Raw genomic sequence first — 12889 nt, 5'->3', positions numbered from 1 at the left:
AGTCGTTAAACAGGCTCAGACCATGGATCCAAAACACGGAGAAGAAAAAATGATCTCGCAGTGAAAGTGGCCATTGACGTGAAACTCCTCATGTGAGGGGCTGATATGATCATGAAAATACCGTCAGCATTATAAAATGACGTGATAAACCATGGCACACGCACATTGCCCTTCTCTATTCCCGCGCATGCTTTTCAAGGAAGGAGGGAACCAGCGGGTTATCGCGCTGGAGGGAATTCTTGCTTGGCAGTTGCGACACTTCCCATCCGCCACCAAGGTCGGCAATCAGCTTCACGCTGGCCAGCAGGCGGTTTTCCTGAATCTGCAACGAAGTTTCCTGATCCCCCAGCGCGGTCTGCTGGGTGGTGATGACGGTGGTATAGATGGCGGTGCCAAAACGGTATTCATTCATCGCCACATCAACCGCCTTGACCGCCGCGCGCACGGCGGCATCCTGCTGGCTGGCCTGGTGTTCAAGAATACGCAGGCTGGAAAGCTGGTCTTCCGTATCCTGCAGGGCGGTCAGCACGGTCTGGCGATAGGTGGCGACCGCGTTGTCATAATCGGCATTGGCTTCTTGGACGGCCGCCGTCCGTGCGCCGCCTTCAAACAGGGTCTCGCTTCCCGCTGCCCCCAGTGACCAGATCCGGTTGGCAACCTGAATCAGCGACTGGACGGGATTGCCGCTATAGCCATAGGCGGCGGACAGGGTGACATCGGGGTAGAAGGCGGCAATCGCGGCTCCGATTTCCGCATTATATTCCTCCATCGCGCGCTCGGCGGCGGCAATATCGGGGCGGCGTTGCAGCAGCGTCGCGGGCAGGCCGTCCGGCACGGCTGGAATGGCCGCAGGCATGGCGGCGCGCGCAATGGTCAGATCGGCGGGCGCGCGGCCCACCAGCACCGCAATGGCATGCTCATATTCCGACCGCGCCACATCCGTTGCGGTCGCACTGGCGCGGGTCTGGTCCAGTTCGGTTTCAGCCTGCAGTTCGTCGCCTGCGTTCAGTGTACCGCCTTCATGCTGGTTGCGGATGATTTCAAGATTATGCGCATACAGCGCCGCCGACTGGTCCAGCAGCGACTTGAGGGATTCCTCATAGCGCATTTCAAAATAGTCCTGCGCGAGCTGCGACTGGTACGACAGGCGGGCATTGGCAATATCGGCGGCACTGGCCTGTGCGGCGGTCACCTGTTCCTGTATCTGGCGGCGGATCTTGCCCCACAGGTCCAGATCCCAGTCGGCACTCAGTTCAGCGGCATAGGTATTGCGCGTGGAGCCGGTGCTGTAGGTGGTGCCGCTGGTTGACGTCGCAGTACTGCCCTGACTGTTGCGCGCAAAACTGAGATCGCCGGAAAGCGTCGGGTAAAGGCTGGCCTTCGCCGCATTCACCATGGCCCGCGCCTTGCGGTACTGGGCTTCGTATTCCTTCAGGTTCTGGTTGGACAGCGCCACCTGGTCTTCAAGCGCGTTCAGGGTGGGGTCATGATAGACCAGCCACCACTGGCCCTTTGGTATTGCCGCCATGTCCGGCTGGCTGACGGTCCAGCCAGGGGCGGGCTGCAGTTCCTTGAACCGGGCCGAGATAACGGGCGCAGGGTGTTTATAGCGCGGGCCAACCATAAGACAGCCTGACAGCGTGAGCGTCGCCAGCACGGTCGTCGTGCCGCGCAGGGCCGCGTGCAGACGGGCGGAAAGGGAAGAACGATACGACATGGAACTGTCCTGATACGTCATCATGCTCATGAGGAGCGGGCAGGGCGCACGACGCGCGCAATGGCATGGAAAATGGCGGGAAGGCGCCGACGCCCCCACTGGCCCAGACGGTCGAGATACAGGTACACGACCGGCGTCGTGTAAAGCGTCAGGATCTGGCTGAACAGAAGCCCGCCCATGATCGCGATGCCCAGCGGGCGGCGCAGTTCCGCGCCGTAGCCGTTGCCCACAACAAGCGGCAGCGCGCCCATGGCGGCGGCAATGGTCGTCATCATGATCGGGCGGAAGCGTAGCAGGCAGGCAGTATGGATGGCGTCCCGTGCCGGGCGGTTATGGTTGCGTTCCTCGGTAATGGCGAAATCCACCAGCATGATGGCGTTCTTCTTCACGATCCCGATCAGCAGGATCAGCCCGATCAGCGCAATCAGGTCAAACTCCTGCCCCAGCAGGTAAAGCGCCAGCAGTGCCCCCACCCCGGCCGAGGGCAGGGTGGAGAGAATGGTCAGCGGATGGACATAGCTTTCATACAGGATGCCAAGCACCAGATAGACAGCACCCAGTGCCGCCACGATCAGCAGCGGTTCGTTGCTCGCCGAACTCTGGAACTGTGCGGCGGTGCCGGCAAAATGCCCGTGCACGCTTGTCGGCACCTGCAGCCGGGCGATCTCCTCATTGATGATCCGCGTGGCATCGGACATGGAGGCACCGGATGCCAGATTGAACGACAGCGTGGCCGCCAGCGACTGCCCCTGATGGTTCACACTGAGCGGCATGGTGGCGGACTGCATGCTGGACACGACCGAAAGCGGGACCATCGTCTCCGCCGTAGACGACACGGCCGACCCGCTGGAAGCCCCGCTGCCGCCAGCCAGGCTGTTCTGGATCTGGTTGGCGAAGGACTGGCTGCTGAGCGAGGATGCGGTGGTGGACGTGGTGGAGGCGGACGTGACCTTGATCGTATTGCTCTGCGTGCTGCCGCTGGCGGTCCCGCCCGACGTGCTGACCCATACCTGCTGCAGGATGTCGGCATTGTCCCAGTATTTCGGCAGGACGTTCATCACCACCCGGTACTGGTTCAGCGGGTTGTAGATGACCGAAGCCGCGCGCTGGCCAAAGGCATCATAGATCGTGTTGGAGATCAGCTGCGGGGTCAGGTTCGTCCGCCCCGATACGTCGCGGTTGATCATGACATTGGTGGAAAGGCCGCCCTGCTGCACGTCCGATGAGACATCACGCAGTTCAGCATGCTTCTGCAGTGCCGCCTGCAGGCGGGGAATCCAGTGGTATAGTGTCGCCGCGTCATCACTCTGCAATGTGTACTGATAGGCCCCGTTGGCCTGCCGCCCGCCCGAGGGCAGGAGGCTGGGCAGCATGGCAATGAACTGCCCGCCCACCAGGTCGTGCGTGCGGTGGGTCAGGTCGGCCAGTGTCTGGCTGATGGTGGTCCTGCGCTGTGCCTTGTCGATCAGGTCAATGAAGATATTGGCCTGGTTGCTGGAATTGCGGCCACCAACAAAGCCGGTCACGCCGGAGACCTGACCGTTCTCCAGAATGTTCTTTTCCACCTGATCGACCTTCGCCAGCATCTCATCAAAGGAAGTGGCCTGATCGGCGACGAGATGCGCCATCATCATGCCGGTGTCCTCGGTCGGGAACAGGCCCTTGGGCATGAACACGAACAGCACGCCCATCATCCCGATGGTGACAGGCAGCGAAAGCAGCACCAGCCTGCGATGGCGCAGTGCCGTGGCCAGTGAGCGGCCATAGGCATTTTCCACATAAGCAAAGCCGCGTTCCATCCGGACGGAAAGGCGGGACCAGAAATTGGGCTTTCTGTCAGCCCGCGCTTCCCCCGATGGCAGGATCCGTGCGCACATCATGGGTGTAAGCGTGAGCGAGAGCACCATGGAGACGAGTACCGTCACCGAAATGGTCACGGCGAATTCATGCAGCAGGCTGCCCATCAGCCCCCCCAGCATGAGAATGGGCAGGAACACCGCCACCAGCGAGATGGAAACCGACAGCACGGTAAAGGCTACTTCCTGCGCGCCCTGCAGCACCGCATCGGCGCGGCTCGCCCCCTGTTCCATATGGCGGCTGATGTTTTCGATCACCACGATGGCGTCATCCACCACGAAGCCCGTCGCAATGGTCAGCGCCATGAGCGACAGACTGTCGAGCGAATAGTTCATCAGCTTCATCACGCCAAACGTCGTGACCAGCGATGCGGGAATGACCAGGGCCGGCACGATGGTCGTGCGCGGCGAACGCAGGAACACCAGCACCACGCCCACCACCAGCAGCACCGACAGGACCAGTGTGCTCTTGGTATCGGTCAGGGCGGCCTGGATGGTGGCGGAACGGTCCATGCCGACATGCAGCTCCACATCGGCGGGCAGGGCGGCCTTCAGGGTCGGGAACTGCGCCCTGATCTGGTTGATGGTCTGGACCACGTTGGCCCCCGCACGCGGAAAGACAATGGCCAGAACGGCAGGCTTGCGGTTGAAGAAGCCACCATTTTCAACATTTTCCACCCCGTCGGTCACCTGCGCCACGTCCTCCAGCCGCACGGGACGCATGTTGCGATAGGCCACGATCAGACCCTTGAGGTCCTGCGCGCCATGAACCTGATCGTTGGTCTGCAGGATCAGGCGCTGCCTGCCGCGATTGAGGAACCCCTTGGGCGTATTGGCATTGGCGGAGGACAAGGCGGCACGGATATCCTCGAACCCGATGCCGTATTTGAACAGGGCGAGGGGATTGAGTTCCACCCGCACGGCAGGCAGCGCCGCCCCACCCAGCATGAGCTGCCCCACGCCACTGATCTGGGACAGATGCTGTTCAAGCACATTGGTCGCCACGTCATAGACCTGTGCGGGCGTTCTGGTGTCCGATGTAAGGGCAAGCACCATGACCGGCATGCCGGCGGTATTGGCTTCGACATAGGTCGGGTTCTGCCGCAGGGTGGCGGGCAGGTCCGCGCGGGCTGCCACGATGGCCGCCTGCACGTCACGCGCGGCGCTGTTGATGTCGCGGGAGGTATCGAACTGCAGGGCAATGCTGACCTGCCCGGTGACGGACTGCGATGTCATCTCGCTCAGTCCGGCAATCGTGCCCAGATGCCGCTCCAGGGGTTCGGCAATCGTGCTGGCAATCTGCTCGGGCGTGCCACCGGCCTGCTAGGCCTGCACCTGAATGACCGGCAGGTCAACATTGGGGAGATCGGATACAGGCAGCAGCCAGTAGCCGATGGCGCCGGCAATCATCATGCCGATCACGATAAGCGTGGTGCCGATCTGGCGCTTGATGCACAGGGCGACGATCGACATTTCAGCGTGCCTCCCCTGACGGCGTGGGTGGCGCGGACGTATGGCGGGCGCGGAAGGCAGCAAACCGCAGGCGCACCCGCTCCATGAACAGGTAGATGACCGGCGTGGTGAACAGGGTCAGCAACTGGCTTACGGCCAGGCCACCCACAATCGCGTAACCCAGCGGGCGGCGCAGTTCCGATCCCGTGCCATTACCGATCACCATGGGAATGGCGCCCAGCATGGCGGCCAGCGTGGTCATCAGGATCGGGCGGAAGCGCAGCCGGGCCGCACGGGTTATGGACTGCACGGAATCCAGCCCTTCCACACGCTCCGCCTCCAGCGCGAAATCGATCATCATGATGGCGTTTTTCTTCACGATGCCGATCAGCAGCACGATGCCGATCACCCCCATCACATCCAGCCCCGAACCCGAGACCCACAGCACCAGCAGCGCGCCAATGGCGGCCGAGGGCAGGGTGGACAGGATGGTCAGCGGGTGGATGAAGCTTTCATACAAAACACCCAGCACGATATAGACGGCTACGAGGGCCGCCAGTATCAGCCAGGCCTCGTTGCTCATGCTGCCTGCAAACACGGCGGCCGTGCCCTGAAACGATGTCTGCATGGTGGCGGGCAGATGCAGTGATTTTTCCACCCGCGTGATGGCATCCGTCGCCGCACCGAGCGAATAGCCGGGTGCAACATTGAACGAAATGGTCGATGCCGGAAACTGCGCCACATGAGTAATCAGCAGCGGCGCGGTGGATGCCGTCGTGCGGGTGACCATGCTCATCGGCACAAGGCCGTAGGAGGGATCACGGGTCGGGCCGGACGTGCTGGTAGCCCCGCTGCCGCTGGCGGCCAGATACAGCCTGTCCAGTGCCTCGGGCGTGGTCTGCAGCGCGGGGTCGGCCTCCAGGATCACGCGATACTGGTTGGACTGGGTATAGATGGTGGAAATCTGGCGCTGTCCAAAGGAATCATAGAGCAGGTTGTCCACCGTTTCCGGCGTGACGGAAAAGCGCGCCCCCGTGGCCCGGTCCAGTGTCACGGTCGCGGCCAGCCCCTGCGCCTGCAGGTCGGACGTGACATCGGCCAGGGCCGGTTCCCTGCGCAGGGCATTAATCAGGCGCGGGACCCATGTGGCAAGGCGGTTCGTATCGGAATCTGCCACCAGGAACTGGTACTGGGTGGCCGATACGTTGGTGTTCAGCGTCAGGTCCTGCACCGGCTGCAGGTAAAGCTGGGTTCCGGCTATGGTGGCTGTCTCGCGCTGGATGCGCTGCGCCACTTTTGCGGCCGAAAGGCTGCGTTTGTCATGCGGCGTCAGGTTGATTTCAAAACGCCCGCGATTGAGCGTGGTGTTGTCCCCATCCACCCCGATATAGGAGGACAGGCTGACAACATCCGCATCCTTCGCAATCGCTGCTCCCAGTTGCTGCTGCAGGTCGCGCATCGCATCGAACGAGATGGAGGCATCCATCACGGACACGCCCTGAATGACGCCGGTATCCTGTTCGGGAAACAGTCCCTTGGGAATGATCACGACCAGCAGCCCGGTCAGCGCCAGCGTTGCCACGAACACGGCAAGGGTTGCGCGCTGGTGGCGCAGCACGCGCGTAATCCCCCGGTCATAGGTATCGATAACCCGGACAATCAGCCGGTCGGTCGCCTGTGCCCAGCGCGGCTTGGTGGTGGCATACGCCTTGTCCTTGAGCAGGCGGGCGCACATCATCGGCACGAGTGTGAGCGACACCACGGCGGACAGGATGATGGTCACCGCCAGCGTCACGGCAAATTCATAGAACAGCCGCCCGATCACGTCGCCCATGAACAGGAGCGGGATGAGCACGGCGATGAGCGAGATGGTGAGCGAGACGATGGTAAAGCCGATCTCGCCCGCGCCCTCCAGCGCCGCAGTCATCCGGTCGCGGCCCATTTCGATATAACGGGCGATGTTCTCGATCATGACAATCGCATCATCCACCACGAAGCCGGTGGAGATGGTGAGCGACATGAGCGAGAGGTTGTCGAGCGAGAATCCCATCATATCCATCACCGCCAGCGTGCCGATAATGGACAGCGGCACGGACAGCGCCGGGATGACGGTGGCCGACGGGTCATGCAGGAACACGAAGATCACGACCACCACCAGCGCCAGCGCCAGACCCAGTTCGAATTCCACATCCGCCACGGATGCGCGGATGGTGGTGGTCCGGTCGGTCAGCGGCGTGATGGTGACGCCACCGGGCATGTCCTGCTGCAGTGATGGCAGCGTGGCCTTGATGGCGTTGACGGTGTTGATGATGTTGGCCGAAGGCTGGCGGCGGATGTTCAGGATGATGGCCGGGGTCTGGTTCGACCATCCGGCAAGCTGGGTATCTTCCGCCCCTTCCACCACCGTTGCGATATCGCGCAGCCTGACCGGCCCCTGACTGGTGTCGGACCAGCCCACGACCTGATTGAGTAGCTGGTCAGTACTGGAAATCTGGCTGTCGATATGGATGGTGCGGTTCAGCTTTTTGCCATTGAAGCTGCCGGTGGGGGAATTGACGTTCACGTTGCCGATGGTGGTGCGCAGCGTATCAAGATCAATGCCCAGCGACGTGGCCTTGGGCACGTTCACACGGACGCGGTAAGCCTTCTTGTTGCCACCGGACAGGGAAACTTCACCCACGCCCGAAATCTCGCTGATCTTCTGCTGCAGGCGTGTCGTCACGTAATCCTGCACTTCAGGCAGGGGCAGGGTGGTGGACGTGACCCCCAGGATCATGATGGGCGTATCAGCCGGATTGACCTTGGAATAGATGGGCGGCGCGGGCAGGGCTGTTGGCAGCAGGGAATTGGCGGCGTTGATGGCCTCCTGCACCTCCTGCTCGGCAACATCCAGCGACGTGGTCAGCCCGAAGCGCAGCGTGATGACCGATGCCCCGGCCGAGGACTGGGATGTCATCTGGTCCAGCCCGGCCATTTCTCCCATCTGCCCTTCCAGCGGCGCGGTGACGGAGGTCATCATCACATCCGCGCTGGCGCCAGGGTAGAAGGTGCGGACCACGATGGTGGGATAATCCACTTCCGGCAGGGCGGAAATCGGCAGGAACCGATAACCGATCAGACCCGCCAGCATCAACGCGAACATGAGCAGCGTGGTGGCGACGGGCCGCTGTATGAAAAGACGGGAGAGATTCATTATCCCCCCTGCGTCGTGGTGACGGGGATGGTGACTTTCGCCCCTGCATGCAGGCGGTCGATGCCCGATGTCACTACCTGCTCATCCGCCTTCAGGCCGGAGGTGACAACGACCGTATCCCCCTGACTGACACCGGTTTTGACCAGACGCACGGCCACGGTGCTGTCAGGCTGCACTACATATACAAATGAACCATTGGGGCCTGACTGGATGGCGCTGGTGGGGGCAAGCAGCACATCATGCTCGGTATCAACCAGCAGGTGGGCATTGACGAACTGGTTGGGGAACAAATCCTCGTCCCTGTTGGGGAACAGGGCACGCAGCCGGACCGTGCCGGTTGAGGTATCGATCTGGCTGTCCAGGCTGCTGACCGTGCCATCGGTCAGCTTCGTGGTGTCCGTGCTGTCCCATGCCTCGACCGGCAGTGTCTTTGCAGTACGCAGCCGTTTCCAGACCATGCCCAGCTTGTCCTGTGGCAGGGTGAATATGACCGAGATCGGCTGCATCTGCGTCAGGACCGCAAGGCCGCCGGACTGTGCCGCGGTCACGTAATTGCCCCGGTCCACCGCACGGATGCCCACACGGCCGCTGACCGGTGCGGTGATGTGGCAGTATTCGACATCCAGCCTGTAGGTATCGACCAGCCCCTGATCTGCCTCTACCGTGCCTTCAAGCTGCTTGACCTTGTACTGCTGGTCCTGTGCCGTCTGGGTATCGATACTGTCGCGTTTGAGCAGCTTCTGGTACCGGACATTATCCATCCGCGCCTCGTCAAGCTGGGCCTGATCGGCCGCCAACTGCCCGGAATACTGCTTCAGTTCCGCCTCATAGGGGCGGGGATCGATTACCGCCAGCAGGTCGCCCTCATGCACTTCCTGCCCTTCGGTAAAGAGTACCTGCGTCAGATAGCCTTCCACGCGGTTCTGCACGGTTACGTTGGTGACGGGGATGACCGTACCCAGTTCGCTCAGCACGACCGGCATATCGCCCGTCCTGATGGTTGCCACGGATACCGGAATACCCGCATCCACCGTTTTCGTGGCCGCCTGCGCGCCATGCAGCGGATGCAGGCCGGCCAGGAACAGTGCTGTCAGCAGGCTCGCGCGGCGCAGGCCGCAATGCCTGGTCCGCGTCTGGTTCCTGCGTGCTGAAACGGCATCCTGCACCACATGGCACGACAGGCCGCCAGGCATGGTTGCAGGAAAGGGAAAATCGTGAACAGGCTGCATTTTCTACGGTCCGTCTCTGTACTGGCGGGGCCTTAATGGGTTGCCTGCGTATTGCCGTGCGCCTGCGCCGCCGTGTGCAGGTCAAGCGGCAGGGCAATGCGCACCAGCAATCCGTGTGGCTGGTTTGAATGGAAGGTCAGGCTGCCACGATGGCGCTGCACGATGTCATGGATGATCGACAGGCCCAGCCCCAGGCCGCCGTCCGGGCTGCGGGCAGGGTCCAGACGGGCGAAGGGCAGCAGCACGACATCGTGCATTTCAGGCGGAATGCCGAGACCGTTATCGGCAACCTCGATAATGGCTTCATGACCGCTCCGTCGTGTATCGACGCGCACTTCGCTGCCGAATTTGCAGGCATTGTCGATCAGATTGTTGACCATGCGGGCCACGGCCACGGGCTGGCACAGGCAGGTCAGGCCCAGGTCGCCCTGACAGATCACGTTCCGGCCGATCGCCTCGAATTCCGCGCAGACACTTTCCACCAGCGCGCCGATATCGACCCGTTCGGCCGGTTCCGTGTCACCCTGCCCCTTCAGGAAGGACAGCGCCCCGTTCAGCATGCGGTTCATGAGCCACAGGTCGTTGCGCAGGGCCGAAGGGGAGGCGTCGGCCCCCCCCATTTCAATCCGCATGTACAGGCGCGTCAGTGGCGTGCGCAGGTCATGACCGATTGCCATGAGCATGCGGGTACGCTCCTCGGCCGCGGCGGCAACGCGGGCCTGCATGCGGTTGAAAGCACGCGCGACGCGGCGCAGTTCCACCGGTCCCTGTTCGATCAGGGGTTCGGGCGTGATGTCGTAGCCAAAGGTTTCGGCCTTGTCCGCCAGCACCTTCAGCGGGCGGTTGATGCGCCACAGGCTCCATAGCGACAGGGTGCCCATGATGACCAGCATCGACAGGAACGATACGATCAGTGGCAGCGTCGCGCGCATGAGTTGGGGCAGATGATGATTGATCCCGTTATGGGCGGTAATGAATATCCCTTCACGGGGCATGTCGATATGGGTGGACGTCATGCCGCTGGAATCCGCAGCGCAGGTCGAGGCAATCATGACGACGTTCTGGTTGCCAGCCCGTGCCTGAAGGATACGGCGCAGCAGGATCGAGAAATGTTCGGTCGGGATAGGCGTGCACGCAAAGGGGGCGGTGGTACGAAACGAAACGTCCGGTGTTGACATACCCTGTGCAATGGCCTCGCGTATTTCGGGCGGACTTGCACGTAACGCATCAATCGCGGTTTCAAAGGCCAGTGCGTTTGGCCATGGCCCTTCAGGCAGCGGTGGCACGGTCGGACGCAACGCAAACACCAGAAAGGCGACAAAAAAAACGGTGACCATCATGCTGGAGATCACGATTGCGGCCATCTGCCCGTAAACGGTGCGGGGCAGCAGGGAAAACCGGGTTTTCATCAGTCGGCTGCCCCCTCATGCGGAACGGCCGGACCGGGGTCGAACACATAGCCGTCGCCGCGCACCGTCCGCAGCATCTCAAGCTGGCGGCCACCATGCGCCAGCTTGCGCCGCAGGCGGCTGACCAGCAGGTCGATGGTGCGTTCTTCAACCGCTCCCGGTGCATTATAGAGCAGTTCAATGATCCGCTGCCTGCTCAGGAGTTCTCCCGCATGGTTCCATAACAGCAGCAGAAGATCGGTTTCAGCGCCGGTCAGCGTCATGCGCACGCCCTCGGTGCTATAGAGTGCGCGTTTTTCCGGCATAAAGATCCAGTTTCCGAACCTGCAGCCCGGCTGTAAACCCGATGTGGGATAAGCGGGGGGGCTGGATGGACGACGCAGCACGGCCCGAATGCGGGCTGCCAGTTCACCGAGATCAAAGGGCTTGCTGATGTAGTCGTCCGCGCCCAGGTCAAGACCCGCAATACGCTCACGGACATCGGCAAGCGCCGTAACCATGATAATGGGGATGGCACTCCGCTTACGGATCAGGCGGCAGATGGCATGGCCACTTTCCTGCGGCAGCATGAGATCAAGCAGGACAATATCAGGCGTGCGCCGCGCGAGGATGGCCAGCACCTCCGCCGCCGTCATGGCGGACGCAACCTCATAACCCTGCTGTGACAGGAAACGTGTCAGCAGGTTGCGGATATCCATGTCGTCTTCCACGACAAGAACGAAATTCTGTCCTTTGCCGACAGGGGCACCATCCGTTCCCTGGCTGTCCGGAAAATCATGGCCTGACCGCCCCGTTATCAATCTGAAACTCCGCACGGCTGCATTCGCGTTCATTCGATGCCGTGAAGTATAATAAAGCCCTGATTGCAGCCTAGAAAATAAAAAGGCAGCGTGGCGTTTATTTCAAAAATGATAAAAAGCGATTATGATGTTAAAATAAAATTCATTGCCCGCCTAACCGGCGTAATGCCACGCGCTGTATACGTTAAACAGACTGCGATCTCCCGGAATATTTCTGTATGTATCGGGAATAATTGATATCCTGTGGCATATTATTGTAACAGAAACGATCATATCCGTTACAAAAAAAGATTTACCCCTGCATGTGGAGGTGCCGGGCTATGTCCGAAAGTTCAGTCGTGCAGAAGCCTCTGACTGACCGAGTTCTCTGGAACGGGCAGGGACATCACGTCTTCCCGCAGGCTGATGCCTCTGTCCAACCATCTTTCCGGTTTGTTTCGGAAGAGATACCCAGCGACCATGATGATGAGTCGCTCCGGGTATAACGAGTTCCTCCGATCGCGACGGCTGTTTCCCAGCAAAATATGTGAACGTGTCTTTCTGGCTCATGAATGGTTACGTCACCTGATCTCATGTCTGACTGGGAATATTTTCCACGATTTCCTAGGTCAATTCTATAAGACCCGCTCTTTAGATAGTCATTAGAGCGTGTCGTCAGTTAATTTCGAGGATGGCGGAAACGAGTTGCACTGCTGCGAGGAATGTTGACTGCAGCTTGTCGTAGCGTGTTGCAATGCCCCTGAACTGCTTCAGCCTGGCGAAGAAGCGTTCAATGATGTTTCTGTTTTTGTAGAGCTGAAAGCTGATTTTCCGTGGATTGCATCGGTTTTTCCTTGAGGGGATAACCGGTATGATCTGCCGTGCTTCAAGCGTTTCAATGAGCGGATCGACGTCATAAGCCTTGTCGGCGATAAAGGCTTTGGGATCGACCCCATCCAGCAGGGGGCATGCTTCCATGATGTCCGCCCTTTGCCTGGGTGTCTGGGAAAGAACCACAGCCTTTCCCGCAGCATATGACATGGATTTTGTTGGTCAGTCTGCCACGGGATCGGCCGATAGCCTGATCCGCGCCCCTTTTTTACGGGCGCCCGCTCTATGCTGGTGAGCACGGACAATGGTGCTGTCGATCATTATGGGGTCGTTTGCGGGAGGGGGCGAAATCCTACGCTAAGCTGAGAACGCGCTTCCCATAATCCCTGAGCTCGCCCTTCGGTCCGACATATCTGTATAGAG

Annotated in this window: 5 protein-coding genes and 2 pseudogenes; all 7 read right to left on the bottom strand. The window is 60.8% G+C overall.

Annotated elements, in window-relative coordinates; all coding sequences use genetic code 11:
- Window positions 1-175: 175 nt before the first annotated feature.
- Window positions 176-1717, bottom strand: coding sequence for an efflux transporter outer membrane subunit (locus CFR72_RS14960; protein WP_110914652.1), 1542 nt, complete (start codon window positions 1715-1717; stop codon window positions 176-178).
- Between the two features lie 26 nt (window positions 1718-1743).
- Window positions 1744-5046, bottom strand: a pseudogene (locus CFR72_RS14955) (efflux RND transporter permease subunit).
- A 1-nt stretch (window position 5047) separates the two neighbouring features.
- Window positions 5048-8218, bottom strand: coding sequence for an efflux RND transporter permease subunit (locus CFR72_RS14950; protein ID WP_110914651.1), 3171 nt, complete (start codon window positions 8216-8218; stop codon window positions 5048-5050).
- A complete protein-coding gene (locus tag CFR72_RS14945) occupies window positions 8218-9447 on the bottom strand; it encodes an MdtA/MuxA family multidrug efflux RND transporter periplasmic adaptor subunit (protein ID WP_244182323.1) in 1230 nt (409 codons plus the stop codon). The genes CFR72_RS14950 and CFR72_RS14945 overlap by 1 nt, the downstream gene beginning before the upstream one ends.
- Before the next feature lie 32 nt (window positions 9448-9479).
- On the bottom strand, window positions 9480-10856 hold the full coding sequence (locus CFR72_RS14940) for an ATP-binding protein (RefSeq protein WP_110914649.1): 1377 nt from the start codon (window positions 10854-10856) through the stop codon (window positions 9480-9482).
- A complete protein-coding gene (locus CFR72_RS14935; protein WP_244182322.1) occupies window positions 10856-11554 on the bottom strand; it encodes a response regulator transcription factor in 699 nt (232 codons plus the stop codon). Before CFR72_RS14935 ends, CFR72_RS14940 begins: the two co-directional genes overlap by 1 nt.
- Window positions 11555-12310: 756 nt before the next feature.
- Window positions 12311-12799 (bottom strand): annotated as a pseudogene (locus CFR72_RS18175) (IS5 family transposase); the annotation flags it as partial.
- Between the last annotated feature and the right edge of the window lie 90 nt (window positions 12800-12889).

This window comes from Gluconacetobacter entanii, from assembly GCF_003206495.1.
GTDB classification, from domain to species: Bacteria; Pseudomonadota; Alphaproteobacteria; order Acetobacterales; family Acetobacteraceae; genus Novacetimonas; species Novacetimonas entanii.
Note: the sequence above shows the minus strand (reverse complement) of the source record. Positions and strands in the feature narration are given on the sequence as shown.